We start from the raw sequence: 26960 nt of genomic DNA on the forward strand, positions 1-26960 counted from the left end.
GGCTCCCTGATCGCCGGTGGCTAATCTCCCACGCGCTGCAGCGTACCGAGATGATTGTCGTTGAGAAATTCGACGGTCATGGCCGACGCCTTGCCGTCGGGGCCGACGACAAAGCTGACGGCCGTGGGCCTGTCCGGCATCTCGGCATCAGGGAAGGTCACGAAGAGGTCGCGGTCGAAATGCTTCAGTGAATAGGACCGCGCGCCGGCTGGCCCGACCTTGAGGACAAGAGCGTCTCCTTCGCCCGACACAATAGCTTCGCCGAAGAAGTCGTTGAAGTAACGGCCTGCATAGGCACTGGCCGGCTCGGCCGGACTTGCTGGAGAGGGCGGCGCGGCATAGGTGGCCTTGGCTCCGCAATCACCGGGCCGAACATGCTCGCATAGATATTATTCCATGCCTTTACCTTATCCTTCCCCAGCGTTCCGTCGAAAACGAGATCGGCGAAGTTGTCGGACAGCCCCTCCGGCACGCCTGTCGGAAAGGCGTTGGCGATGACGACGATGCCAAGCTTCTCCTCGGGGAAGAGCATCACCAGACTGCGTGCACCGGCGCTGAAGGCGCCCGCATGACCCCAGATCAGCCCGTGCCGGCCGAATTCGATATTCCAGCCGAGGCCGTAGAAGGCCTCGCCTCCGGAGACGGGATTCTTGCCACGAGCCGTCAAGGGAATATGTGTCTGGTCCAGCGCATCGGCGGCAATGAGTCTCGTGCCGGCGTAGGCCCCGTTGCCGAGCACAAGGCGCATCCATTGCGAGAGGTCGCGTGCGGTGGAACTGACGCCGCCTGCTGGCGCCTGCGCATCCGGATAGCGCTGGACCTTCGCTGCCCAGGCGCCATCGATTTTGGCGTGGAGCTCGGCGCGGTTGGCGTGCTTGATGAAGTCCGAATGACGCGAGCTGGTCGAGGCCATTCCAAGCGGACGGTAGAGCTTCTCTTCGGCGACCTCTTCCCATGATTTGCCTGTCGGCTTCGCGGCCGCGACGGCACCCTCGGTCAGTCCGAAATTACTGTAGGAATAGCCCGCACGAAAGCTCGATGACGGCGACACGAACCGCAGCCGGCGCAGGATCTCCGCGCGGTCATAGCCGATGTCCTCGAGGTCGTCGCCGGCGGTGCCGGGAAGCCCGCTGCGGTGCGCAAACAGGTCGCGGACCGTGAGTTCGCTGGTCGGATAGGGCTGAGCGAGCCGGAAAGCCGGATCGAGGTCGGCGATCTTGGAATCCCACGAAGCGATCCCGTCGCTGACCAGCGCCGCCACGACGGTGGCGGAGACCGGCTTGGAGAGCGAGGCAATCTGGAAGACCGTGTCAGCATCGACGATCTCCGGTTTTCCGGCTTCGCGATGCCCGAACCCCTTGAGGAAGATCACCTCGTCGCCGTGCACGACGCCGATGGCCAGACCGGGCACGCTACCATCCGCGACGACGCCTTCGGCAAGCAATTCGAGCTTCGCAAGGGCCGCGGCGATCCTGTCGGGTGGAATGGTATCGGCCGACGCCGCCTTCGGCAAAAGCGTAATGAGGGCGATGAAGGCCAACATCCTCCACCGGAGGTGATTCCGGTTTGTGAACAGCCGCATGCTCAGCCCCCTCCGCCTCACCGGCGTCCACTATTGCAGCCTGACGCAGGGGAGGCCAGCCCCAACGATCGCTTCCATCGACGGATGTTCGCTTCGCACCAGTCGAACTTCAGACAGCCGCGCCTGAGCTAGGATGCAGCGCGCAGGCGAAGGCGCCGCCTGCTGGCGCGGGCCTTCTCCGCCACCGCGGCGGTGATCTCGACCACGCCGTCTTCACGCGGTCTGGCGTTGGTGACCTTGTGGAGCCGCTCGTAGGGCAACAGTTCCTTGACCCGGGCTTGAAGCGACGCGACTTCGGCTCGCAGATCCTCGCATTCCTGCCTCTGGACGTCGAATTGTATCTGTTCGGAAGCCTGCTGCAGGGAAAGCTGCGAAAAATTCGCGCTGATTGCGGAAAGGTTCATCTTGTCGTTTTCGCTCTCCTTCGTGAGAGCAGACAATTTTTGCTCGACAATTTGCTTTTCGGCCACCGCGTCGCTCGCTTGGGCCTTGAGCCTGGCGATCTCGCTGGCGGCTTCGCTGTTCTGGTTGGAGGCGGCCTCCAGCCGCGATCGAAGGTCCTCGATTTCAGAACGCAAGCCGGTCATCTCCGCGACACCGCGTGCAAGTTCGGCTTCCCTGTCACCGTCCCTGATGCGGGCCGCTTCCGTCATTTCCGACAGCTTCGTCTGCGCCATATCGAGCGATTTCTGCAGCCGCATTTCCTCTTTCTCGCTCTTGCCAAGCGCGGCCAGCAGTTCCGAAACCTGCGCGGCGTCATTGGCATGGATAGTCGAGAGTTCGTCCAGCCTGTGCCGCGCCTCGGCCTCCCGTTTCAGCGCCTTGTCGAGATCGATCGACAGACTGACATGCTTCTCCCGCAGCATCTCGTTCTCGCGCGAGCGTCTGTTGGCCTCGACCGCTCTGGCCGAGAGCGTTTTGACAAGCTCGCCGAACTCGGCTTCGCGTTTTGCGCTCGCATTGCCTGCCACGACGAGTTCCAGCCTTGCTGCAGCCAGCGCGCCGCGAAGTGCTTCCTTGTCCTCGACCAGGCTCGCCTCGTGCTGCTGCAGGGCCTCGATAGCGCTGTCGCGCTCGCGCTGCTTTCTGGTCGCTTCGTGGAGCTGTTCGGACAGCACTCTTTGCTGCGCGGTCAGGCCGGTATTTGCCAGCTCCAATTCGTTGGCGCGAAGAATGTCGCCGTGGAGCAGTTTCAGGAATTCGCCCGTCAGATGATGCGAGGTCGCGATCTCCGACAGTTTCGCATTGATCTCCCCCAGATACTCCTGCGCGTCGTGAAAGAGCCCATCGACCGCACTTAAGGCAGCCAGCCGGGTTTGCGTATGGGGGGACAGCCGTCGTGCGGTCTCGAAGGCGTCCGCATTGGCCTCGAGCTGCGAGCTGTCATCCGTTGCCGCGAGATTCTCATCCGACACAGTCTCATCCGGCACAGTGACGTCGTTCAACGGCGACTGATCGTCCACGTTGAGACATTCGCTAAACGCATCCGCCAAATCGGTTTCGAGCTCCTTGAACGCTCTCTCCACAGTCTCGGCACGCTTGATCAAACCTTTGAAATTCATGACCGAATATCCCTCTCGTGCAGCGCCGTTAAGGAGCGGACTTTCAACACTTGACCCTCGCCTCCCCCGAATGCGGGTTCATCTCCTGACGTGCGCTCTGGCCGACGCACGCTAGGGACAGGCTTGGCCACTGTCCTCGTGTGTTTGAATGACATGTTCTGCCGCGCTCCATACCCGAGGCGTTGGCACCGCTCGCAAAATGCCCACTCATTTCACCCGAAACGGATATGAAGCGGCGCAAGCCTGAGGATCGTCTGGTGACTGTTGTAAGGATCGGCCGAGCGCCTCGGTGCTCTGCAGCAGCTACAAGTCACACTCGGACGAGGCGCGTTACGGCCGGGAGGCCTGACCTAATAAATGATTGTGTTGAATACGTTTCGCTGATTAGCTGCTGTGCATTGACCAGGGACAAGACCGATAAATGTTGTCCCGGGAGGACCGCGATGCCGGTGCTTGAGGTTCGCCACGTCTCCAAGAATTTCGGGGCTATCCAGGCCCTGACTGACGTCAGCTTCCAGGTGGAGCGAGGCGAAGTCGTTGGTCTGATGGGGGATAACGGGGCCGGCAAGTCGACGATAGTCAAGGCTGTGGCCGGGAATTTTCCTCCGAGCGACGGCGAAATTGTAGTCGAGGGCGAGGTGTGCCACTTCCACCAGCCCGTGCAGGCCCGCGCCAAGGGGATCGAAGTTGTTTATCAGGACCTGGCGCTCGCCGATAATCTGACGGCCGCGCAGAACGTCTTTCTGGGGCGCGAGATCAAGAAAGGCTTCTGGCCGATCAGGATTCTTGACAAGCAGGCGATGATCGATCGCTCGGCAGCGCTGTTCAAGGAACTCAAATCGGAAACCCGGCCGCGCGACCTCGTCAGGAAGATGTCGGGTGGGCAGCGCCAGGCGGTCGCCATCGCGCGGACCCGGCTTTCAAATGCTAAGCTGGTGCTGATGGACGAACCAACGGCCGCCATCTCCGTGCGCCAGGTGGCGGAAGTACTCGAACTGATCCGACGCCTCAAAGCACAAGGAGTCGGCGTCATGCTGATCAGTCACCGAATGCCTGACGTGTTCGCCGTGGCAGATCGCATTATCGTCCTCAGGCGGGGCTCGAAAGTTGCCGACAAGCCAGCTGACAAAACATCGCCCGAGGAAATCACTGGACTGATAACGGGGGCCATCCGTGGCGAATAGTGTTCAGGAGTCAGTTGGCGTTCAGGGCTCAGTCGAAGAACATGGCCGGCCGGCCATGTCGGATTTCGTCCCGACCAAGGAAAAAACAGTTCTCCAACGTGTGATTTCAAGTCAGCCCTTCTGGGTGACGATCGCGCTCATCGCGCTCGTCATGTTGATGACTGCGATGGAGCCGAGCTTCGGCACCTCTGAAAACGTCGCCAATGTGACGCGCAATTTCGCACCTTTCGGCATCATGGCCCTCGGCATGACGATCGTCATCATCACCGGCGGTATCGATCTGTCGGTCGGCTCCGTCATGGGTCTCGTGGTCATCGTCGCCGGCCTGTTCCTCACCTGGCATTATCCCTGGTACGTCGCCTTCGCCATGGGCCTTTTCTCCGGTCTGGCCTGTGGCGCGGTCAACGGATTCTTTGTCGCCTATGTCGGGATGCCGTCCTTTGTGGTCACCCTCGGTATGCTGTCCGTCGCGCGCTCGCTGGCGGTCGTATTCTCGGCCAACCAGATGCTCTACCAGTTCGGGCCCGATGCTCCGATCGTGAAGGCAATCGGTCAGTGGAAATGGCCGCGGCATGGTCCGAACGACTGGGCACCGCATTGGATACCAGAACTGTCGTCACAATTCTGGACCATGGTGATCTTGGCCCTGATTGTCGGCTTCGTATTCAACTTCACAGCCTGGGCCCGGCATCTCTTCGCCATCGGCGGCAATGAGGAGGCGGCACGGCTCACCGGCGTTCCGGTCAACTGGATTAAATTCCAGGCCTATGTCTTCTCGGCTTTCACCGCCGCGCTCGCCTCGCTCCTGCTCCTCGGCTATAACGGCTCGGCCATCAATGCCATGGGCCAAGGCTACGAGCTGCGCGTTATCGCCGCGACAGTCATTGGCGGCGCCAGCCTCATGGGCGGCGCCGGCACGGCCTTCGGTGCGATCATCGGTTCGGCCTTCCTCGAGGTGATCAGGAATGCGCTGCTGATGGCCGGCATCGATTCAAACTGGCAGGGTGCCTTCGTCGGCGCCTTCATCGTTCTTGCGGTTCTTTTGGGCATGCAAACCGGCGGCAAATCGATTCTCGCCGCGTCGCTGGCAGTCTTGATGCCCAAAAAACGCCGCTAGAAACCCGCCGGCGGGAGGCTTGCGGGATCACACCCAGGAGGAGAACGTCACATGAAAAAACATCTGCTGACGGCCGCCGTGGCGCTTGGCGCAATGGTGCTCGCCGTTTCCGGCGCCCAGGCGAAATACACCTTCGCCCTGGTGCCGAAGAACATGAACAATCCTTTCTTCGACCAGGCACGCGACGGCTGCAAGAAGGCCGAAGCCGAATCCAATGGCGCCGTGGAGTGCATGTATATTGGCCCCGGCGAGCATGGCGGCGGCGACGAGCAGGTACAGATCGTACAGGATCTCGTGGCCAAGAAGGTGGACGGCATCGCCGTGTCGCCATCGAACGCCGCGGCGATGGCGGTTGCGCTGCAGGCCGCCAAGGAAGCCGGCATCCCGGTCCTCACCTGGGATTCCGACCTCCTGCCCGAAAACAAGGATCTGCGCGTCGCCTATATCGGCACGCACAATTATGAGATCGGCGAGAACCTCGCCAAGCTTGTCATGCAGATCAAGCCCAAAGGCGGCACGATCTGCATCCAGTCCGGCGGCGCCGCGGCGGCCAACCACAACGAGCGCATGCAGGGCATTCGCGATACACTTTCGGGCACCAAATCGGCGGCCTCGCCCGGGGATCGGCTGACGGGCCAGAACGGCTGGACCGAAATCGAAGGCTGTCCGCTCTACACCAACGATGATTTCCCGCTTTCGGTGCAACAGTTCGAGGATATCATGGCGAAAAACCCGAACCTCGACGCATTCGTCCCAACCGGTGGCTTCCCGCAGTTCATTCCCGATGCCAACCGCGCCGCGGTCGCACCGTACAAGGACAAGATCGCCTCGAAAGCCCTGGCCCTTGTCGTTGCCGACACGCTTCCGGTACAGATCGACCAGATGAAGGAAGGTTTCTCCCTTGGCCAGGTCGGCCAGCGGCCGTTCGAGATGGGCTACAAGACGATGATGGCGCTGAAGGAAATGAAGGAGGGCAAGGCTCCGCCGGCCGACCCGACCTACACGGGCCTCGATGTCTGCACTCCGGAGACAGCCGACACTTGCGTCGCCAAATAGTGCTTTTGGGCGGGAGGAAACTCCCGCCCTTTTCATAGGGGATCTCAATGCCGGAATTGTTCTCGCTCAAGGGCCGTGTCGCATTGGTCACGGGTGCCTCGCGTGGTCTTGGTTTTGCCATGGCCAAGGCACTTGCGGAAAACGGCGCGACGGTGATCGTCAATGCGCGCGACATGGCCGCCCTTTCCGCGGCCGCCGAAAGGATCGGTGCAGAAGCCCTGCCGTTCGATGTCACCGACGCGGCGATCTCAAGGGCGTCGCTCGAAGGAATCGTCGAACGCCACGGCCGCCTCGATATTCTGGTCAACAACGCCGGCATCCAGCATCGGAAACCGCTGGTCGAATGGCAGGACGAGGATTTCAACCATGTGGTTGCCGTCAATCTGTCGGCTTGCTTCCGCATGATGCGCGACGCGGTGCGCCTGATGCTGCCAAACAAGTTCGGGCGCATAATAAACACCGGATCGGTCGCAGCGATCCTTGGCCGTCCCACCATTCACGCCTATGTGGCGGCAAAGGCGGGCCTGCACGGGCTGACACGCTCCACTGCCGCTGAGCTGGGCCGTCACGGCATCACCGTCAACGCGATCGCCCCCGGCTATTTCGCCACCGAGCTCAACACAGCACTTATGCGCGACAAGCCCTTCACCAAATCGGTCGAGGCACGAACCCCCGCCGGCCGCTCGTCCCAGCCTGAGGAGCTCGGCGGAGCCGTGGTGTTTCTCGCCTCCGACGCTGCCGCTTACGTCAACGGGCACGTGCTGGCGGTTGACGGCGGGCTATCGGTTTCCCTGTGATTTCAACCGGCGACACCGTGCCGGCAGGGCGTGCCTGCTAGCCGCCTGAAATGACGACTTGCTGCATGCGCTGCTGGCCCGGTCCCCTGCACGGACGCCGACGCCACACGATTGGATGGCGCGCCGTATTGCAGCCGCCGACTTTCGATTCGCAACGGGTTATTTCGACGTCCGGCGGCATCGATGCTTGATGCCGCCAATATTTCATTCCACACACCGGTCACAATGAGAGACGACATAAGGGATCAGCGCCGGGTATTCGGGTGGGCCTTGCCTGCCTCCGCGGTCGTGCATTTGCTCGCCGCCGCGCTTCTTTTGTCCGCACTGCCGCTGTCGCCCCCGCAGCCGCAGAAGGAGCAGCCCATCGCAGTGGATATTGTGCCGCCCCCTAAACCGCCGGAAAAAACCAAACCTCCGTCCCCCGCTGAACCGCCCAAGCCGGAAAAGCAGCCGGAAGCCAAGGTCGAGACGCCGACGAGCCGTGAGGTCGCCGCGCAGAGAGCTGTCTTCGAATTCGGTGAGAAGGACGCCGGTCCTCGCAAGTCTCTGGACGGCAACAGTGCGGAGGATGGTTCGGAACAACCGCCAGCGCCGCAAGATCCCAATAAACAGGACCTTGCACAGGCGCCGGACGTGACCGCGGTCGGCGGCAAAGTCTCGGCTCCGCCGCCTGGCGTATCCGCGCCGCCTAAGCCCAAGCCAGCGAACGTCGCCAAGGAGCAAAAACCCTTGAAGCTTCAGCAAGCCAAGACGTTGTTCTCGGAAGCAGCAACCGGTGATCCGATAGCGACAAGCGCAATGGGTAATATACCCCGCCCCGTGCGGATCGGTCAGCTCTGCCTCACGGAATTGCGCGAACAGTTGCGCCGCGCCTCGCCCCCCTATTTTCCCGACCTCTTGCGTTCATTCAGGCTGAAGGAAGGCACTATCATGCAAGTTCCCAGGACCGCCTTCCGTGCCAACGGGCAGTGGTACGATTTGAGCTATCGTTGCGAGGTCGATCCGGACGCGACGAAAGTCATTTCCTTCGCCTTCCGTGTCGGAGATCCGGTGCCGCGCAGCGAATGGAAGCGCCGCGGGTTGCCCGCCGAATAGGTGGTCGAGGCCACGGAGGCTGGCTGGCCGGCGCCATCAAATCCGGCCGGCGATGTCTTCGCGCGCTCCGGGCTGCCGAACCAACACGCGCCAAAAGTGGCTTTCGTCAGCGGCTGCCGAAGTCTAGCATACGGCTTTGGGAGGAGGCTTCGATGACTTCAAGTTTCAACGTTCACCATGCTGCCGGCTATGAGCAGCTCATGGGCCGCTGGAGCCAAAAGCTCGCGCCGCTGTTCATCGGCTTCGCGGGCCTCAAGGACGGCGAAAAGATCCTCGACGTCGGATGCGGCACCGGCAGTCTGACCTTCGCGCTCGTCAAGGCCGCTGACCTCGGTGAGGTCGCGGCGATCGACTTTTCGGCCGTTTTCGTCGAGGAGGCAATCCGGCGCAACACCGATCCGCGGATAAAAATCCGTCAGGCGGATGCCTGCGCCCTGCCCTTTGAGGATGGCGCGTTCGACCGTGCCCTAGCCCTGCTCGTGCTCCATTTCGTGCCGGAAGCCGGCAAGGCAGTCGCCGAGATGCGCCGCGTCGTGCGGCCGGGCGGCGTCGTCGCGGCGACGGTATGGGACCATCTCGGCGGCATGCCGGGGATGCGCATGATGATCGACACGGTGGCGGTGCTCAGTGAAGGCGGACGCCAGCTGCGTGCCCGCTATTGCACGCAGCCGATGATGCAGCCGGGTGAAATGAAACGGACCTTTGTCGAACAGGGTCTCCGCGACGTTACGGAAACCCAGTTGATGATCCGCATGGACTACCAAAATTTCGATGATTACTGGGCGCCGATTGCCGCCGGCGAAGGGCCGCTCGGTAAGTATGTGGCCACGCTCGACCCGGAAGAGCGGGCGCGCACCGACGCCGCCATGCGCGACGCCTATGAGGCCGGCCGGCCCGACGGCCCGAGGTCCTTTGCCAATGTCGCCTGGGCCTGCCGCGGCGTCGTTGCCTGACCTTGGCGCTAATGCATGCCGCGCAAAAAGCGCGTCGCATGAGGCCGATCGAACGCGACGCGCTTTAGCCGATCCCGTAGACCAGCCCGACGCGGCCGTCCGAAAGCTGTTCGACCTTGCGCAGTTCGAGCCCACGACGATTTCTCGCCGTCCCAAACAGCGCCTTTCCTTCACCGGCGAGCAGCGGATAGACGATCAGCCTGAGCTCATCGACCAGCCCGGCATCGATAAGGCTCGCGGTAATTCGGGCGCCGCCCATAAGGTAGATGTCCTTGCCGGGCTGCTGTTTCAGTGCAGCGATATCCTCGAAATTCCGCACGAAGCGCGTCTTTGGCCAGGCCGCCGAAGTCATTGTGTTCGACAGCACATAATGCGGCGTCTGCGCGGCGAAGCGGGCCCATTCGAGCTCGGCCGGCTTAGGTAACTTGCCGGTCATCGGCAGCGGCTTGTCGGGCTCGTTCTGGATGGCGCTCCAGTAGCGCTCGTAGCCGGCATACATGACGCTGCCAAGCAGGCAAGCGTCGATTTGCGGCGTCAGGCCGTATTCGTCCGACCACGCGTCGACCCAATCGGCATAACCCTCGGGCCCCTCCATCTTGCCGTCGACGGAAATTTTCATTCCAGCGATCAATTTGCGCATGACTTCCTCCATCAGGCTTGCGGGATGCAAGCACGTTTCATCGTTTCAGCGTTGCTTCGTGTTGCTGGCGGCGACCTCAGGGATGGCCGCCGCGAGTTACATCAGGCCGGCAGGCGGCGGTCGTATTCTTCCCGCAGGCGGCTCCAGCCGTCCCAGAACGAGGTCGGCGTCTTGCCCGCCAGGCGGGCGGCCAGCAGGTCGAGGTGTATGTGCCAGCCGGCCGTGATGTTGAGCTGGATTGCACGTTCCGGCAGGCGGCGATGAACGACGGTGAGCAGCACATCGTTACCCTTCGCCTCCAGCAAGAAGGAGACGCCGCCGGTGTTTCCCCAGGTGATGGAAAGCTTGCGCGGCGGATCGAGTTCGGTGATCCGGCCCTCCATCCGATGCTCTTCGGGAAAGCCCGCGGGGCGCTGCCCAGGCGGGTCCGTCAGCTCGTCGTTACGCCAGACCAATTCGAACGAGCTGCCGGCCTTCATTTCCATCTGGCCCGCGGCCATCCATTGCCGGCGCAAGTCACTCTCGGTGAGATAGGCCCAGACGCGTTCGATGGGTCCGGGCAAGAGGCGCTGGATGGTGAACGTGGCGGCCTCGCTCAGCGCGCCATAGGCGTCGATGCTTCTCATCTGGTTCATTGCTCGTCTCCTTCTTTCGGGTTGGGCGATTTCCTGGACTCATCCTGGGCTTTGCGTGCGTCCTCTTCGCGAAGAAGGCGTTCGAGAACATCGAGACGACCGGTCCAGAAGCGCTCGTAGAAGCTGAGCCACTGATGGGCGCTGGCCAGCGGTCCAGGGGCTAGTCGGCACAGATGCGTGCGGCCCCTCACCTCTCGACGAATAAGCCCTGCGTTCTCCAGCGCCTTGATGTGCTTGGAGGCCGCCGCGAGCGACATCGCGAAGGGTTCCGCCAGCTGGCTTACCGTTTTCTCGCCATCAGCGAGATCGCGAAGCATGTGCCGCCGGGTGGCGTCGCCAAGGGCGTGAAAAACCGCATCCATCTTGGGTGTCTCTAATTCAACCATGTAGTTGAATATAGACGCACGCTTTGAGATAGTAAACCGTTTGGTTGAATAATTTATGTGAAGCGCCGCGGGGCCGTTTGCGCCATCGAGCGTGTCGACGTGACGGGAGATACGGACGCGCCCCGCGACAGTAAGGGCGAGGCCCCTATTTGCCGTTGAAGAAACTGTGGATCGCGGCTTCCAGCTTTTCGATAAGCTGAGGGTTGTGGCAGCTGCCAGCCCAGATCAGGGCGTTTAGCCTCATCTCTTTGTTGATAAAGCTCACTTTCCCAGAATCCAACAGGTATTCCGCGATCTCGTAGTGCCGCCCCTTGATAGCCTCGATGAGCGCGTTGTTTCTCCCCGTCTTGTCGGTCAAATTTACTTCCGCGCCATTCTCCACGAGCAACTTGACGACTTCGAGATGCCCGTTCTTCGCCGCCTCGATAAGAGCCGTTCTGCCGTAGTAGTCAGCTCGCGCGTTGATCTCTATTTGGGGGTGTCTCACGAGGACTGAGATACACTCGTAATGTCCCTTGGCCGACGCAAGGCTCAAGGGCGTGCTCTTCCACTTGTTTCTCGAATTCACGTCGATTTCCGGGTCTTCGATCAGCGCCTCCACCACAGCTGTGCGGTCATTGAGGGCTGAAAGGTGAAGTGCAGACCAGCCGCCGTCGTCCGACTGATTGATGTCGGCGCCAGCCGCCAATTCCGATCGAACCGCCTCCGCATCGCCTTGTTCTGCCGCGACCAGCAGGGGCGACCAGTCTCTTGCCCCTTCGGCTTCCAAGCTGTTGGTCAACGCAGTCGCCTCCTCGGATAGTCCACAGAATACCACAGAATCCGCGATAGTGGGGTCGTCCTGTATAGAGTTCCCTGGAGTCCGTGGGTCACAGAGAGCTGTCGGCCCGAAGCGGAGGATCAGCGCTTCACGTCCGTCTCCTCACATTCTCCTGATATCGACTGGCTTTGGCGGCCATCCGGACTAGATAGAGCGTGCGCCGGGCGGAACGATGCAGAAGGACCTGAACATGCCTGAACAGATTACCCTGAATAGACCTGAACAGATCAGATTGAACGACGGCTCCGCCATTCCGCAAATCGGCCTCGGCGTGTGGCAGGTCGATCCAGCCATCACGGCCAAGGTGGTGCGCTGGGGGATCGAGGCCGGCTACAGGCTGATCGACACCGCCGAAGGCTATCAGAACGAGGAAGGTGTCGGGCAGGCGATCCGCTCGGCCGGCGTGCCGAGAAGCGAGTTGTTCATCACCTCGAAACTGCGCAACGGCGCACATCAGCACGACGCCGCCTTGCGCGCCTTCGACGAGACGATGAGCAAGCTCGGCATCGAACAGATCGACCTGTTCCTGATCCACTGGCCGGTGCCCAGCCAAGACAGATATGTCGAGGCCTGGAAGACGCTGATCGAACTCAGGCAATCAGGCCGGATCAAGTCGATCGGCGTTTCGAACTTCAACCAGGACCACCTCGAACGGATCATCGGCGAGACCGGCGTCACGCCGACCGTCAACCAGATCGAGCTCCACCCCCGCTTCCAGCAGCGTGACAAACGTGAATTCCACGACAGGCACAACATCCGCATCGAGAGCTGGAGCCCGCTGGGCAGCGGCCGGCTGTTGAGCGATCCGACGCTTGAAAGCATCGCCAGGAAACACGGCAAGTCGGTGGCGCAGACGATCGTCAGGTGGCACCTTCAGGAAGGGCTGATCGTCATTCCAAAGTCGATCCACCAGGACCGCATCGCCGCCAATTTCGATGTCTTCGATTTCGAGCTGCAAGCGAAGGACCTCGAGCTTATCCGGGGCATGGATTCGCCCGACGGCCGCACCGGCCCGAACCCCGCTACAGCTGCATTCCTGTTCTGAGGGCCGACAGTGAAGCTGCCTATCTCCCCCTTTGGGGGGAGATGTCCGGCAGGACAGAGGGAGGCGCTGTCCCGCCAGCGATCAAAACTACCTCCCCGCTAGCTCATATCCCGGAGCCATCCACCAGCGGCACATCTTCGCCCTCCCAGGGGCTCGGCATCGATCCCTTGCTGAGATTGGCCGACGGCAGCGGCATCCAGCACTTCAGCTCGGGTTCGGCATATTCGACGATGCGTCCTGGAGACGAGTCGGAGGCGCGCCAGCCTTCGCTGCCGAACTGATCGGCGCGGGCCCAGTAAGCCATGTCGACCTCGGCCGGACCCTGTTCGGACGGCCGAACCGTGACAAGGATTCTGCTGCCGTCCCTTGGCGCGCTCGACATGTGGCGCCACTGACCGGGCTCGTCCATTGCATTTCCTCCTGCGATCTTCGCCTCGAACGGATAGTCGCTTCGCGTTCGGAAGCGGTCAACCCGAACTTTTTTGCCTGAGCCAAAACCCCTGTCCGGTCGTCGCGGAACAAGTCATGGCACGCCGGGTTTGGGCAAGTTGTGGAAGGAAGCAAAATGAGACCAGCGCCGCGACCGATCCTTACCATTATTGCATGGCAGGCCGCGTCTTTCGTTCGCAACCCGGTCCGGTCGCAATGAGGCAGGCCGGTTCCGATCATTCCATCCCACCGAAGGAGGGCAAAGGCGGCATAGGACGAGCGCTCGGCCTCGGCCTGATAACAGGGGCGGCCGACGACGATTGTTCCGCGATAGGCACCTATGCCAGTGCCGGCGCCCGTTTCGGACCCGACCTGCTCTGGACGGCTCCGGTAACGTTGCCGATGATGTACGCGGTCGTCTACCTGTCGTCGAAGCTCGGCCAGGTGTCGGGGCGCGGATTGTTCCACGTCATCAAGGACTTCTACCCGCGGTGGCTGCTCTGGTCGGTGCTGTTGGGTGTGCTCGTCGGCAACACCATCGAGGCAGCGGCCGATCTCGGCGGAATGGCCGCGGCGATCAATATGTTCGTGCCGCTTCCCATTCCGCTGATCGTGCTGTTCGTCGCCGTCCTCATCTTCGCCCTCCAGGTCTTCGGCTCCTATACTTTGATCCGCAACATCTTTCGCTGGCTGGCGCTGGCGCTGCTCGCCTATGTCGGTGCCGCCATTCTGGCCAAGCCGGACGCCGCGGCGGTGCTGCGCGGGACGCTGCTTCCCAGGATCGAATTCAATCGCGAGTTCCTGTCGATCCTGGTCGCTATCATCGGCACGACGCTGTCCGCCTATCTCTACACGTGGCAGTCCAATGAGGAGGTCGAGGAGGAGATTGCCCAGGGGCGCACAACGCTCAGGCAAAGGAAGGGCGCCACCGCCGGCGAACTCCGTCGCTCTCGCCGGGACATCCTCATCGGCATGATGTTTTCAAATCTCATCATGTATTTCATCATCCTGTCGACGGGTGCTACGCTCTACAAGGCGGGCCACCACGATATCGACACGGCCGCGCAAGCCGCGGAGGCGCTGCGGCCGCTCGCCGGCCAGGCCGCAAGCGTCCTGTTCGCCGCAGGCGTGATCGGCGTCGGTTTCCTAGCGGTTCCTATCATGACCACCGGCGCTGCCTATGATGTGGCACAAGCCATCGGCTGGAAAAACAGCCTGCACGCCCGGGCTCGAGAGGCGCCCAAATTTTATCTCGCCATCGGATTTTTTACGGCGATCGCCGCCGGCCTCAACTTCCTCGGCTTCAATCCGATGAAGGCGCTGGTCTGGTCCGGCATCGTTCAGGGCTTCTCGACGCCGCCCTTGCTGCTGCTCATCATGCTGATGACGAACAGCCGCAGGATCATGGGGGAGCAGGTGAACAGCCGCAGCACCAACATACTCGGTTGGGCAACGACCGCCGCTATCTTCTCGGCGACGATCGGCCTGGTGGCCACCTGGTTCATGTAAATCCGGCAGGACAAGGGACGCCGCCAGTTGGACTACCCGTTCCCGCTTGCGGATTGCCCCAGCTTTGCCGGCCTTGGAAACTCCACAACATCTCCCACCGGCCGCTTGTATTGCGCTGCGACAATTGCATCGATCAGGAGATCCAGAGCCGCACGAGCCGTGCGGCTCGTCTCGTCCTCGCCGCTCAAATAGTGGCAGGCTCGTTCAAGGTGCAGGTGTGCGGCGGCAAAGTCGCTTGTCATAGGCATCTCCCTGTTGCCCGCCCGCCGGCAAGATGACCGCCTCGATTTAGCCAAAAGCAAATATCCACAGCCGGATTTGAATCAAATTGACCTGACTCACTGCATGCCGCGGAGCCACTCCAGCGCCGTGGTCTGTGCCTCGCTTGCATCCTCCCCGAGGACCGCTAGGCCGTCGAGGATTGTGGTATCGGGACATAGTTCCTCGACGTCGCGCCGGGAGCGTCCGAGGGCGACTTGCCTTATATGTCCGGCCGGCTTCATGCGCTCTGTCCGACGCGCTGCGCCATCGCGGCTGAAGGCGCTGTGGCGGGTTTTCAGCGCGCTGCGGCGCGTTGAATGAACCAATTGCGGGCGATGTGCCGCAAACTCAGTTCGCTCATCGCCCTGCTTTTGAAATTTTCTCGCTCTTTTAATTCTACAAACTCTCTAGACTTAAAATAGATCGCTAGACCCAAGATCTTAAAATAGAGCGCTTGAGAGGGAGCCAGGAATGTCGAAAAAGCTCGTGGTGGGGCTGTCGGGCAATTTGACCCGGCCATCGAAGACCAAGGCGTTCGTCAGCCACATTGTCGGGCAGGCCGCCGAAAGCATCGGCGCGGCCTCGGCCGTCTTCGACATCGAGGATCTCGGCGCGTCTCTGCCGCAGGCAAGGCGCCTCGGCGACCTCGACCCGGCGGCGCGCAACATCGTCGAACGGCTGCTGGGCGCCGACATCCTGGTGGCCGGCTCGCCGACTTTCAAAGGCAGCTATACCGGGCTTTTCAAGCACTTCTTCGACCTGCTCGATCCGTCATCGCTGAGGGGCAAGCCCGTCATTCTCGCCGCGACCGGCGGCGGCGAGCGCCATTCGCTGATCGTCGAGCACCAGTTGCGGCCGCTGTTCGGCTTCTTCGAGGCGCTGACCGTACCGACCGCGATCTACGCCTCCGACAAGGACTTTGCCAATGGTGTTCTGGTGTCGGAACCGATCCACGCCCGCGCCCGGCAGGCGGTCGCCGAGGCATGCCGTGTAACCGGAGTGCCCTACGGCGTCGGCCTTGCCGCCTGAACGCACCACTGACCCGAGATCCCCTTTCCGATCCGTCCAGGAGCACGCCGCGATGACCAGATCCACCAAATCCAGGCAAATCAAACTGGGCGCTTTCCTGCCCGGCGGCGGACAACATATCGCCGCCTGGCGCCACCCCGAGGCGCCGGCCGACGGCGCCACCAATTTCGAGTTCCACAAGCAGCTCGCCCTGACCGCCGAGCGCGGCCTGTTCGATGCCTATTTCCTCGCCGACAATCTGACGGTCGGGCTCGGCGCCCGCGAAGGCGGCAATGCCAAGATCGCCGGCTTCGAGCCAATGACGCTGTTTGCAGCGCTGGCGCCGCTCACCACGCATCTCGGCTTCATCGCTACCGCCTCGACCACCTACGAGGAGCCCTACACGCTCGCCCGCAAATTCGCCTCGCTCGATCATCTGTCGAATGGCCGCGCCGGCTGGAACGTCGTCACCTCGGCCGGCGACGAAACCGCGCGCAACTTCAATCGCGAGACGCAGCCTGCCCACGCCGAGCGCTATGCCCGCGCGCATGAGCACGTCGAGACGGTCAAGGCGCTGTGGGACAGCTGGGAGGACGATGCCTTCATCCGCGACAAGAAATCGGGGCGCTTCTACGACAAGGACAAGCTCCACGACATCGACCACAAGGGCGCGCATTTCAGCGTGAAAGGGCCGCTCAACGTGCCGCGCCCGGTGCAGGGGCATCCGGTCGTGGTGCAGGCGGGGCAATCGGAAGACGGTCGCAAGCTCGCCGCCCACTCGGCGGAAGTCATCTTCACCGCCCATCAGAACCTGGCGTCGGCGCAGGAATTCTATCGCGATATCAAGGCGCGCGTGACGGCCGTCGGCCGCGATCGCGAGCAGGTGCTGATCATGCCGGGCGTGGCACCCTTCGTCGGCCGCACCGAAGAAGAAGCGCGCGCCAAGTACCAGCAGCTGAACGATCTCATCCTGCCCGAAGACGGCGTCGCCCTGCTCAACGGGCTGGCCGGCCAGACGCTCGACATCACCGGCTATCCGCTCGATGGACCGCTGCCGCCGAGCAAGGAGACCGAAGGCATGAAGAGCCGCCAAGCGCTGATCCGCCAGATTGCCGACGAGCACAACTTCACCATCCGACAGCTCTACCAATGGGTGGCAACGGCCCGCGGCCATTATACCGTCATCGGCAGCGCCACGCAGGTCGCCGATCGGCTGGAGGAATGGTTCGGCGACGAAGCCGCCGACGGCTTCAACATCCTGCCGCCCTGGCTGCCCGGCGGGCTCGACGACTTCGTCGAGCTGGTGATCCCCGAACTGCAGCGCCGAGGCCTGTTCCGCACCGCCTATGAAGGCAGGACCCTGCGCGAGAACCTCGGCCTCAGGCGGCCGGAAAACCCCTGGACCGCCGCCCGCTCGGCGGTGCTGGCCGCCGAATAATCCCGAGAAGCCCACTACCCTCGAAGCGAGAGGCAAGACGATGACCTTGCAGCACATCGAACAGGCCGCCAGCCTCGGCACGCGTGACAGCACGACGAGCCTCGGCACCGACTTCCTGCGCCTCGGTGGCCGGGCGGGCATCCGCTTCCTGTCACGCTACGGCGTCCTCATCGCTTTCCTCGCAATCTGGCAAGTGTCGAGCAGCGCCGGCTGGGTCAACGCGGCCGTGCTGCCGCCGATCGACATGATTGTCGCAGCACTTTGGAAGGGGCTGGCCGGCGGCACTCTGCTCGGCGACATCGCCATCAGCCTGCAGCGCGCCGGTCTCGCTTTCGCGGCCGCCGTGCTGGTCGCCATCCCGCTTGGCCTGTTCATGGGCCAGGTGCGCGCCGTCGAGACCGCTCTCGATCCCATCCTGCAGGTCTTCCGCCAGACCTCGGCGCTGGCGCTCTATCCGGTGTTCATCCTGCTGCTTGGGCTCGGCGAAGCCTCCAAGGTGTTCGTCATCTTCTGGGCGACGCTGTTCCCGCTGCTGCTCAACACCATCGGCGGCGTCAAGCAGGTCGATCCGAAACTGCTGGAGATGGCCCGCGTCTATGGCGCCAGGCAGCTCACCGTCTTCCGCCGCGTCGTGCTGCCCGGCGCCGTGCCCTCGATCTTCGTCGGACTGAGGCTCAGCGCCACCACGGCGCTACTGCTGTTGATCGCCTCCGAAATGATCGGCGCCAACAAGGGCATCGGCTTTCAGGTGATGAACGCGCAGTACAACTTCCAGATCCCGCTGATGTTTGCGGCAATCGTCATCCTCGCCGGTCTCGGCCTGATCGCCAACCAGGCGCTGGTCAGCCTGCAGCGCCGGCTCTGCCGCTGGAGCAATGCCGTCGACTGACCACCCGCCCTTACCAATCTCAACCAGGCCAGAACTCAAATCAGGAAAGACCCGGACCATGAAAATCACCCGCCGTTCCCTGCTTGCCGGCGCGCCCTTCGCCGCCGGCCTTCTCGCCGCCGGCCTGCCGCGCTTCGCCTTTGCCGAAGCGGCACCAGTGAAGTTCCGCTCCCTCGCCAGCCGTGGCAGCATCTCTCCGCATGAGCTGGCCGGCGAGCTCGGCTATTTCAAAGGCCTCGGTATCGAGGTGGAGAATGTCGGCTATTCCGGCGGCGGCCCGGAATCATTGTTTGCGCTCGCCTCCGGCAGCGTCGATATCGGCTCGGCCGCAACCGCCGCCGTGATCAATTCGATCTCCGGCGGCAACGACTTCGTCGCCGTCTATCCGAGCAACGGCATCAACAGCAAGGTGCGCAGCGTCTTCTACGTGCTCGACGACAGCCCGATCAAATCGATCGCCGACATTGCCGGCAAGACCATCGCCGTCAACACGCTCGGCGCCCATCTCGACTACACCGTGCGCGAGGCGTTGCACAGCGTCGGCCTGTCGCCGGACGCCGCCAATCTCGTCGTCGTGCCCGGACCGCAGCTCGAACAGACCTTGCGCTCCCGCCAGGTCGACATCGCGGCGCTGGGCTATTGGCAGGCGACATTTGCCGGGGCGCTGGTCGACAATGGCGGCGTGCGTGGCGTGTTCAACGACACCGACGTGCTGGGCGAGCTGGCGGGCGGCTTCGTCGTGCTCAGGCGCGACTTCATCGCCGCGCATCCCGACGCCGCCCGCAATTTCGTCGAGCAATCGGCGCGCGCCTCAGACTGGTCGCTGCAGAACCCCGACGAAGCGCGCAAGGTGCTGGCAAACATCCTCGACAAGCGCGGCGAGAACGGCGAGCTGGCGCGTTACTGGACCGGCTTCGGGCTGCGCCAGGGGGCCAAGGCGACGGATCGCGACATCGACTTCTGGGTCAGCGTGCTCGAGCGCGACGGCCGCCTGCCAAAGGGTAAGTTGAAGGCAGCGGACATCCTCTACCGGCCGGGCGAAACCAAGACCAACTGACAAAAGCAACCGACCAACCAGTTGGGAGACGAGCGCGATGAGCAGCACAAGCGGCGGTCAGGTCAGCATACGCGACCTGTCCAAATCGTTCAGCATCAGTGGGCGCTCGCTCGCCGTTCTGAGGACCCTCAACCTCGACATCCGCTCGGGTGAATGCCTTGTCATCGTCGGCGCCAGCGGATCGGGCAAGACCACGCTGCTGCGCATACTTGCGGGGCTGGAGGCTGCCGACAGCGGCGGCGTCGCCATCGACGGCAAGCCGGTGCACGGCGTCGGTGCCGAGCGTGCGGTGATTTTCCAGGAACCGCGCCTGCTGCCCTGGCTGACCGTGCTCGGCAATGTCGCCTTCGGCCTCGAAGTGCGCGGCGTGCCCAAGGCGGAGGCCGAGGAAAGGGCGCACTTCTATATCGCGCTCGTCGGCCTCGCCGAATTCAGCGATGCGTTTCCCCGGCAGCTATCGGGCGGCATGGCGCAGCGCGTCGGCATCGCCCGCGCCTTGACCGTGCAGCCCGAAATCCTGCTGCTCGACGAGCCGCTGGGCGCGCTCGACGCGATGACCAAGATCGGCATGCAGGAGGAACTGGCGCGCATCTGGAGCGAGGAGAACGTCACCATGGTGATGGTGACGCACGACCTCGAGGAAGCGATCTACCTTGCCGACCGGGTGCTGATCCTGCCCAAGGAGAAAGGCGGCGCGGCGCGGCTGATCGACATCGACCTGCCCCGCCCGCGCGAGCGCAGCGAAAGCCGTTTCGTACGCTACCGCGAGGAACTGCTGCGCGAATTCGGCCTGCACTGAAAGCCGCCTAAGAGGCCTTGGTTCCTCGCCCCGCGAAGCGGGGAGAGGTGTCTCGGCGAAGCCGAGACGGAGAGGGGCCCCTCTTTGAGTGCCCCTGCCCCGCGCTTTCCTGGAACCGGATTCCCCGCCCCCGCATTTCCTTAACCGGGAGGCGAAGGAGCGCGGCATGAAAGCCTTGTTCGCAATCTTTGGCGGCTTCGTGCTGACGCTTGCCGTATTCGCCAGCGGCCTCGCCTTCGCCACCTGGCTTCTAATAGCCAAGCCGGTACGGCCGGCCGCCCCGGTCTCCAGCGTCGCCGAACTGTGGGCCAAGGACCCGCGACCGGTGAACCCGGCCTCGCAGGGCCTCGAGCGTCTCCCGGCCCGCCCGGTCCCCGTTCGCACCTCGGAAGTTGATCGCAGCTCGAAACCCGCCGATGCCGCAGCGTCGACAACCGATATCACCGCGACCGGCTCTATCCAGCCACCAGCGGAAGAGCAGCAGACGCTACCCGCCGCCCATGTCGAATGGTGCGCCAGCCGCTACCGCTCCTACCGGCCGGACGACAACCGGTACACGTCCTACAGCGGACAACAGCGCCCCTGCATCTCGCCCTATCTCGACATCACCGATGACGGCAGCTACGTCGAGGCGAGCGATAGGTCGTCACTGGAGGGCTACCCGCCATCGGACGAAACCGGCGCCGCCGAGCTCTCATCCGATCACGTGCAATACTGCTTCAGCCGCTACCGGTCATATCGACCGGAGGACAACAGCTATCAGCCGTATTCCGGGGGGCCGCGCAGGCAGTGCGAGTAGGCAGGCCGGGGGGTGGCTGGCGGCCGCAGTGCATGGCGCCTTGTGCGACCCCACCCAACCATCACACAGATTTCTTGGATCGTTCGGGTTGGCGCGGCGTTCATCCGATACCCAAAGGAGAAATCAACATGGGCGACGACCGGGAAGACAAGATTCGTGAGCGCGCATACCAGATCTGGGAACGCGAAGGCGGGATCCATGGCGATCCCGAGCGGCACTGGCACCGGGCCGAGGCCGAGATCGACAGGGAGGCAGCCCTGCCACTGACGGCAGGCGATGCCCTGCCGGAAACCCGCGAGGTCGCGAGCTCCGACGTTTTGACGGTGGAGGCCCTGGCGGTGCGCACCGGCATATCGGGCGAACAGGCGCAGGAGCTGATCGACAGGCTGGGAAACGACAGGGCGGCTATCGAACAAGCAGCGCGCAACCTTGAGGGGAAGCAGCGGCTCGGGGAGTGACAGATGATCAGAAAACTCAAAGACGGAAAATACCGCCTCTATTCGCGCAAGAAGGACGAAAAGACCGGCAAGCGCCGCAATCTCGGCACCTTCGATACCCGCGAGGCCGCCGAAAAGCACGAACGCGAGGTGCAGTATTTCAAGAGGCATTGAGGCGGCGCCGGTGCCCGCCAGCCAGTCGCGCGGCATGCCGGGCGGAACCTAAATCCAGCCCGCAACAAGCCGTCGCGAAACCACTACCGCTCCTACAGGCCGGACGACAACCGCTACACGTCCTACAGCCGACAACAGCGCCCTTGCATCTCGCCCTATCTCGACGCCGGCCATGACAGCAGCTACGTCGAGGCGAGCGATACCTCGTCGGAGGAGGGCCACCCGTGGTCGGATGAACCCGGCGCGCCGAGTTTTCATCCGACCACGTGCAATATTGCTTCAGCCGCTACCGTTCGTATCGGCCGGAAGACAATACGTATCAGCCGTATTCCGGCGGCCCGCGCCGGTAGTGCCAATAGGCAAGCGCTGGCCATCGCCTTGCGCGCGCGCCTGTCGGGCATCTGCAATCCCGTGCTGGACCTGCCGGACGCCGGCGGCAAGGTGCCGCTGGGGCCGTGCTATGTCGAGGCGCGGAACGGGGAGACGTGGCGGATTCGGGGGCAGGATGGGGCGGTGAGGGGGTATAGGGAGATCGTTCGGGAAAAACGGCCCCACGCTGACCGTGCAGATGTCGGCTCATCGGCCCTGGTGGGCTTTGTAGTCGGCACCCCCGCACTACTGCACTACTGAAAGCCGTGCCATCCGCGTTTTCTGGTGGCTCTATGGCGATGGCGACATGCTGTCTCGCGCCAACAAATTAGACAGGCACTTGATTGGCGCCCCATTTAAGGTGGCGCACCGGCCGATTTAAACCTTAAGGTCGCCGGTCTTGGATTTCGTCTTAGCTACTCGTTCGGTAAGCAGCCTTGGCCTCAGGTCGAGCCCTTTAGCCATTAACCGCACCGAGCCCCCAATCTCGAAAGATAACCTATCTGCTTCCTCGTTCAGCATCGCGATCAAGCCAGCAAAGTCCAAACGCTTGTTTGTGTCTGGGTGGGCCCACGTTTTATCCGATGCAATGGTCACCATAAGGCAGCCAGAGCGGCAATCCTCGGCAGCCATGTACTTTGTCAGGAGTTGATCTTTTATAGTCGCGCGCAACTCAGCCGCCGATCGTGGCTTCTCGCCGATCTTTAGTTCGATTGTCGCTTGCTGTGCAGACACGGCTGCACGCATACGAATGTCCGTTTCTTTCTCGTCAGCGGTCGCAGCCTCCTGATCAACGGTATAAATATGATTGGCGTGATTGCGCAGCTCACGCGCAATTTCACGACGCATGACGCGCTCGTCTTTTATAGTTGCCCACGCCTCGCGGGGCGAGACATCCTCTAGTAACAGGTCATCAATATTGTCCAATCGGTCGCGCATGAGCGTGAACATCGTGTCACGCGTGGACGGTGGAGCTTCTCCGTAGGTATTGAGGGCAACGACCTCACTATCGCCCATTGCAGTGCTGTCCATTTCTTCAGCTGCGCGCTCCCGAGCAATGGCGACGACGCGGTCTTTGAAACTTGCGAACAGGGGATCTTGAGCCATTTCGAGTTTGACTGCCCAGCCCTCGCTTCCAGTTGTAGCCAGCAACGCATTTAAGATCGTGTTTCGGCCCTGTTCGGCATTGTCTCGCACTTCCGGAGAGTAGACACCTGCGCGGGAAGCATCATCTGCAGGCCTGACGTGCTGATATGCGAGCTGTACCAATCGTAGCAACATCTTCGGAGAGAACTCAGTGCGTCTCAGATCAATCGTCGGGCCAAGATGGTCGTAGCCGAATAGGGTGGAGAACCATTCAACTCCGGCCCCTCGCTTGCTGGGCTGTATAGTCTGAAGGCCTTTCTCCAATGCCTCAACGCCGGCTGCCGGGTCGAGCTGCATCAGAAGTGGCAGCCAGATCTTGGAAAATTGTGATTGAAGGCCTTTGGAAAGCTCCTCGACAGCAATGCTCCTTAAGGCATTGCGCATACTCTGATCGTCGGATTGCACCAGCACATCGATGGCTTGAGCCAATCGACTCTTTGTCCAGCCGTTTTTGCCCGGACGCTGGCTGCGCGTTTTGTCCAACCAGGCCTTAATACGTGGCTCGAAGAGTTCCGCTACTCGCGGAGAAGCGTGACGGACGTTCTGCAAGAACATCGTGGCGCCGTTCTCGTCGAGAGGGTCTTGCAACGAAAGAGTAAGCTCCTCGCCGAATACAGAGTCGACGGCTTTCGGGTGCGCTGCAACGAGAGCATCCAGCCACGACGGAAAGCCGTTCAACTCAATAGGTGCATACCGCGCTGCTAGGCGTGCTTCCTCTTCGGCGACTTTGGTTGCCCAAAGAGGGTCTTCCGCTTCGGCAGCAATCGCCGCTAGGCCAAGTTGCCATTTGACCAAGAAGGTATTCTTTTGACCTGCTGGTCGCTCGCTGCTCAACGTCGGCTTATACTTCCGCCACATGCCTAGAAGCGCATGACGGAGCCGATCCGCAACCTTCCGACCGAATTGTTGCTCGATAAATCGCCGATTCCATCCCGATGCGCGGCTTTCGTTGCCCGACCGCTCCATGGCCTGCCACAGATTCCAAGCCGTACTGTCTGCGCGATCGGAATTGAACACCTTGTCAGGGTCGCTCGCGATCTCTTGCCAAAATTTGATCCAGCTAGCTCGCGCTTTTGCACTACTTGTCTCGGATTGCTGCTTTCGCAGGGCGCTTTTTACTTCGAGGCGACGCATCTCCTCACTGATCTCGGCAGGCCTCATCCGGTCTTCAACGATCTTCAGAAGCGGCGGAAAATCGGCCACATATGCCTTCAGCCCTTCGAGTATTTTCATAAGATCGTCACCGGGCTTGGCTAGCTCGATCATCGCTGCGTTAAGCATCATTTCCCGCTCGGCGACAGAGTTGGTCTTGTCGGCCAACCGTCGAAGAACCCAAGCGTGATCCTTCTCCGCCGTGAGGCGAACGCCGCCATAGTGGCTCAGTTGAAAAACCCGTCCCCATGCATCCTTTGTCGGGTGTAGCGCCTGCAGGAATGCGTCATCGGCCCAAAATGCGATTTCACGGTTTTCACTCGAAGCATCCTCCAAGAAGCGCCGTAGTTCTTTGGCGGGCTGTTCTTGGGAATGCTCGTCCTCAGCGAAGCGCAGCGCCAGCACGCTCGATCGGAACAACTCGACACTCGCGCAGCCCTGGTGGAAATGGCTGACACATGTCGCCATCAACGAAGTTACGAGGTCGGGCCGTTTGCTTTGAACATGAGGCCATTTGTTGTCTTGCCATTCCGCCCCTTCGGTGACCAAAGCCGTCAGGTCGGTCCGAAGCTCATCGAGGGCGGCTGCCGGGAAATTTGACTCCGCGATCAATTGGGGAAGTTTCCAACTTATGTCGCCGATGGAGCGCTTTCGCTCCTTCACCCGTTGAAGGACGGTGCACAATTGACGCACCGAAAGATATTTCGGAAACAGCCGAAGAGTGGCGGAGCGAGCTATCTCTGTAGGCCACAGCACGACATCCGTTTCGATGGACGTCGCGATGTGTTTCAGGCGACTTTCGTCCAATGCGATGAGTGCACCCAGCGCGTCGATGCGTTCACGGTGGGAGGCTTGGGCATCGACAGCCACGCTATATGCAATATCAGCGCAGTCGACTAGTTTTCCTGCGCCAATAAGCTCAAAGATGAGTTCGCGTACTTCGGGGTTCTCGATTTTGCCTACCCAGATGGATTTGACGGACGGACTCAATTCTGGAAAAGCAAACCGGTGAACTTGAACCGTAGGCACACGAAGCCCGCGCCAGCCTCCCTTGCCGTAGCGATCAACATAGGCCTTCAAAATCTCGGCGCGCTGCGACGGTCGCAGCGACTGCGGGTCACCGTGGTTGAGCAAAACCTCCGGCTCGCGCTCCTTAACCTCGGCAAATATTCCCTCGTGCCAGATCGAGAGCCAAGCGGCGATCGGGCGCATCGAGGGGCGAACAACCTTGTCGCCTTGGGCTGTCTCAGCAAAGAGGAGCCGCTTCACGGCTTTGATGGGAACACCTCGACTTAGAAGGGCGTCTAGACGTTTCGCGGCTAGATATCCGGTCACTGATCGATGATGAAAGCGTACTCGGCCGTATGTCGCGAAACCAAACAAGGCTCGCTCAAGAAGCGTGTCGCGCTCGTGTTGTGGCCAATCCGTCAGGATTTTACTTATATCAAGTGCAGCTTCAGAAGAATCAATTCTGTCGGATTCAGCACTGTGACGTATGGTCAATTTTCTTGTCAGCGTCGCCGCTAGCGCGAGTCGTGACGCTCCATCTAGCGCTCGATCTACGGTAAGTTGTGCCCGCTCACCGCGATCGGTCCGCGGCTTGAGCTTGGTGGTAGCATTTGTCGCCACTTGCTCGAGATGGCTTCTGATACGGTGATGCTCCCTCCAATCTGAGCAAAGCTCGATTAGGTCCTGCGGCCGTTGCGCATACTCTTGAGCGTCCCGTCGCTCGATATCGGCAAGTAATATATCAGGGTCGGTCACACCCTGGAGAACTGCAAACTCTCTAATCTGCCGCTTAGAGAGGGCAAATGCCTTTCAATCAGCCGTTGATCAATCGGGACAGGCCTCGTGGTGATGATGACCCGAACGCGTCCGAGGTGTCCCGCAAGTGCCCTGCTCAGACGTTTTAGGGCCTGCTCGAATGATCCCAAGCTGAGCTTCAACTCGTCGACTGAATCGAGGAAGAAGGTCGCCGTTTCAGATTGGGCACGCAGCCATGCGTCGAATCGCGCCTGTTCTTCAGAGTCAAGCATATCCCGGACGTTTTCGCCTGCGAGCGTTGCCAGTTCGAGAAAGAACGCTGGCTCGCCGTTCGCCCAAAGCCGGTCCCGGCATGCGCGACATTCGAATGTCTTTCCGACCCCGGCTTCGGACACTATCAAGATGCGACGAGATCTCAGCAGATCGCCCCACGCGATAGTGTACGACATTCCCCAGTGCATCAGCAGCGAGGCACTCTCGATATCGGCGACTTCTCTGTCGGACAAGTCGCGAAAGGTACGAACAATTCCAGGCGAAGGGTGGGAAATCATTGAATTTCAGGGGCTGTGAGTTAAAATCGTAGTCAGAATAAATCGATAGAGCTGATCCTAAGGTGTTAATACTTTCCTGTCACGAGAGTTTTGGCTTTTCCCACAGCAGCCTGATTGGATTGAAGGCTGGACCGTTACTTATATTCCAGACAGGTATTTCAATCTTTTCGCGGCATAATTTAAGGCCAGCCGGCGCTTGCCAACTCGACCAGGTGTATGCTCAAGTCCGGAAAAGCGCCATAAAAGTCCGGAAGTGGCGCCCCTTACGTCGCTCAGGTTCGGAAACGGCTGCTGCGGTTCCGGCGC

25 protein-coding genes and 3 pseudogenes are annotated in these 26960 nt (G+C 61.6%); 18 read left to right on the forward strand and 10 right to left on the reverse strand.

What is annotated here, in order from left to right; translation table 11 throughout:
- Positions 1–20: 20 nt before the first annotated feature.
- Positions 21–1582 (reverse strand): annotated as a pseudogene (locus NKI25_RS02715) (serine hydrolase).
- Positions 1583–1710: 128 nt separating this feature from the next.
- Entirely contained in the window at positions 1711–3144 is a 1434-nt protein-coding gene (locus NKI25_RS02720) for a coiled-coil domain-containing protein (protein WP_352998092.1), read from the reverse strand.
- A 443-nt stretch (positions 3145–3587) separates the two neighbouring features.
- On the opposite strand from NKI25_RS02720, the gene NKI25_RS02725 reads away from it, so the two are divergent.
- From NKI25_RS02725 to NKI25_RS02750, 6 genes are all read left to right on the forward strand, one after another.
- Positions 3588–4328, forward strand: coding sequence for an ATP-binding cassette domain-containing protein (locus NKI25_RS02725; RefSeq protein ID WP_023677318.1), 741 nt, complete (start codon positions 3588–3590; stop codon positions 4326–4328).
- Positions 4329–4383: 55 nt separating this feature from the next.
- Positions 4384–5445 carry an ABC transporter permease gene (locus NKI25_RS02730; RefSeq protein ID WP_023677317.1) on the forward strand — a complete coding sequence of 354 codons (1062 nt, stop codon included), beginning with the start codon at positions 4384–4386 and terminating at the stop codon, positions 5443–5445.
- Positions 5446–5496: 51 nt separating this feature from the next.
- Positions 5497–6501, forward strand: a complete 1005-nt coding sequence (locus NKI25_RS02735) for a sugar-binding protein (RefSeq protein ID WP_023677316.1) — start codon at positions 5497–5499, stop codon at positions 6499–6501.
- 47 nt (positions 6502–6548) lie between these two features.
- Positions 6549–7298: a glucose 1-dehydrogenase gene (locus NKI25_RS02740; protein WP_352998094.1), complete on the forward strand. Its 750-nt coding sequence runs from the start codon at positions 6549–6551 to the stop codon at positions 7296–7298.
- A gap of 183 nt (positions 7299–7481) precedes the next feature.
- Positions 7482–8393: a DUF930 domain-containing protein gene (locus NKI25_RS02745; RefSeq protein ID WP_352587114.1), complete on the forward strand. Its 912-nt coding sequence runs from the start codon at positions 7482–7484 to the stop codon at positions 8391–8393.
- Between the two features lie 152 nt (positions 8394–8545).
- Positions 8546–9346 carry a class I SAM-dependent methyltransferase gene (locus NKI25_RS02750; protein ID WP_023677312.1) on the forward strand — a complete coding sequence of 267 codons (801 nt, stop codon included), beginning with the start codon at positions 8546–8548 and terminating at the stop codon, positions 9344–9346.
- A gap of 64 nt (positions 9347–9410) precedes the next feature.
- Here the strand turns inward: NKI25_RS02750 and NKI25_RS02755 are convergent, their stop codons facing one another.
- The 4 genes from NKI25_RS02755 to NKI25_RS02770 form a co-directional block, all read right to left on the reverse strand.
- Positions 9411–9986, reverse strand: coding sequence for a dihydrofolate reductase family protein (locus NKI25_RS02755; RefSeq protein ID WP_352724559.1), 576 nt, complete (start codon positions 9984–9986; stop codon positions 9411–9413).
- 101 nt (positions 9987–10087) lie between these two features.
- Entirely contained in the window at positions 10088–10621 is a 534-nt protein-coding gene (locus NKI25_RS02760; RefSeq protein WP_352755600.1) for an SRPBCC family protein, read from the reverse strand.
- Positions 10618–11007, reverse strand: a complete 390-nt coding sequence (locus NKI25_RS02765; RefSeq protein WP_352458214.1) for an ArsR/SmtB family transcription factor — start codon at positions 11005–11007, stop codon at positions 10618–10620. Before NKI25_RS02765 ends, NKI25_RS02760 begins: the two co-directional genes overlap by 4 nt.
- Before the next feature lie 145 nt (positions 11008–11152).
- Entirely contained in the window at positions 11153–11788 is a 636-nt protein-coding gene (locus tag NKI25_RS02770; RefSeq protein WP_352998097.1) for an ankyrin repeat domain-containing protein, read from the reverse strand.
- Between the two features lie 229 nt (positions 11789–12017).
- Between NKI25_RS02770 and NKI25_RS02775 the strand changes: the two genes are divergently transcribed.
- On the forward strand, positions 12018–12872 hold the full coding sequence (locus tag NKI25_RS02775) for an aldo/keto reductase (protein ID WP_352906080.1): 855 nt from the start codon (positions 12018–12020) through the stop codon (positions 12870–12872).
- Between the two features lie 103 nt (positions 12873–12975).
- On the opposite strand, the gene NKI25_RS02780 is transcribed toward NKI25_RS02775, so the two are convergent.
- The gene (locus NKI25_RS02780; protein ID WP_023677305.1) at positions 12976–13281 is read right to left on the reverse strand and encodes a hypothetical protein; all 306 of its coding nucleotides are present in this window, start codon (positions 13279–13281) and stop codon (positions 12976–12978) included.
- A gap of 236 nt (positions 13282–13517) precedes the next feature.
- Between NKI25_RS02780 and NKI25_RS02785 the strand changes: the two genes are divergently transcribed.
- Positions 13518–14810 (forward strand): Nramp family divalent metal transporter, encoded by a 1293-nt coding sequence (locus tag NKI25_RS02785; protein ID WP_352569139.1) that lies wholly within the window; start codon positions 13518–13520, stop codon positions 14808–14810.
- A 32-nt stretch (positions 14811–14842) separates the two neighbouring features.
- On the opposite strand, the gene NKI25_RS02790 is transcribed toward NKI25_RS02785, so the two are convergent.
- On the reverse strand, positions 14843–15052 hold the full coding sequence (locus NKI25_RS02790; protein ID WP_352782893.1) for a hypothetical protein: 210 nt from the start codon (positions 15050–15052) through the stop codon (positions 14843–14845).
- Positions 15053–15542: 490 nt separating this feature from the next.
- On the opposite strand from NKI25_RS02790, the gene msuE reads away from it, so the two are divergent.
- The 10 genes and pseudogenes from msuE to NKI25_RS02840 all read left to right on the forward strand — a co-directional run.
- Positions 15543–16100, forward strand: coding sequence for an FMN reductase (msuE, locus tag NKI25_RS02795; protein ID WP_352569138.1), 558 nt, complete (start codon positions 15543–15545; stop codon positions 16098–16100).
- A 52-nt stretch (positions 16101–16152) separates the two neighbouring features.
- Positions 16153–17517 (forward strand): LLM class flavin-dependent oxidoreductase, encoded by a 1365-nt coding sequence (locus tag NKI25_RS02800; RefSeq protein WP_352998099.1) that lies wholly within the window; start codon positions 16153–16155, stop codon positions 17515–17517.
- 40 nt (positions 17518–17557) lie between these two features.
- The gene (locus NKI25_RS02805; RefSeq protein WP_352569136.1) at positions 17558–18406 is read left to right on the forward strand and encodes an ABC transporter permease; all 849 of its coding nucleotides are present in this window, start codon (positions 17558–17560) and stop codon (positions 18404–18406) included.
- Positions 18407–18464: 58 nt separating this feature from the next.
- Positions 18465–19463, forward strand: a complete 999-nt coding sequence (locus tag NKI25_RS02810) for an ABC transporter substrate-binding protein (protein ID WP_352915549.1) — start codon at positions 18465–18467, stop codon at positions 19461–19463.
- Positions 19464–19500: 37 nt separating this feature from the next.
- Positions 19501–20262, forward strand: coding sequence for an ABC transporter ATP-binding protein (locus tag NKI25_RS02815; protein ID WP_352980154.1), 762 nt, complete (start codon positions 19501–19503; stop codon positions 20260–20262).
- Positions 20263–20428: 166 nt separating this feature from the next.
- A complete protein-coding gene (locus tag NKI25_RS02820) occupies positions 20429–21061 on the forward strand; it encodes a BA14K family protein (protein ID WP_352998102.1) in 633 nt (210 codons plus the stop codon).
- 128 nt (positions 21062–21189) lie between these two features.
- A complete protein-coding gene (locus tag NKI25_RS02825) occupies positions 21190–21519 on the forward strand; it encodes a DUF2934 domain-containing protein (protein ID WP_352998104.1) in 330 nt (109 codons plus the stop codon).
- Positions 21520–21522: 3 nt separating this feature from the next.
- Positions 21523–21672: a hypothetical protein gene (locus NKI25_RS02830; RefSeq protein WP_023677295.1), complete on the forward strand. Its 150-nt coding sequence runs from the start codon at positions 21523–21525 to the stop codon at positions 21670–21672.
- Positions 21673–21914: 242 nt separating this feature from the next.
- Positions 21915–22022, forward strand: a pseudogene (locus NKI25_RS02835) (BA14K family protein); the annotation flags it as partial.
- Between the two features lies 1 nt (position 22023).
- Positions 22024–22215 (forward strand): annotated as a pseudogene (locus tag NKI25_RS02840) (KamA family radical SAM protein); the annotation flags it as partial.
- Positions 22216–22419: 204 nt separating this feature from the next.
- On the opposite strand, the gene hyoA reads toward NKI25_RS02840, so the two are convergent.
- Entirely contained in the window at positions 22420–26103 is a 3684-nt protein-coding gene (gene hyoA, locus NKI25_RS02845; RefSeq protein ID WP_502897313.1) for an NACHT domain-containing antiphage protein HyoA, read from the reverse strand.
- Complete coding sequence (locus NKI25_RS02850) at positions 26100–26654, reverse strand: hypothetical protein (RefSeq protein ID WP_352998108.1); 555 nt, start codon at positions 26652–26654, stop codon at positions 26100–26102. Before NKI25_RS02850 ends, hyoA begins: the two co-directional genes overlap by 4 nt.
- Positions 26655–26960 lie beyond the last annotated feature (306 nt).

Origin of the sequence: Mesorhizobium sp. M0808 (genome assembly GCF_040320025.1) — a bacterium.
In the GTDB taxonomy this organism is placed as follows: domain Bacteria; phylum Pseudomonadota; class Alphaproteobacteria; order Rhizobiales; family Rhizobiaceae; genus Mesorhizobium.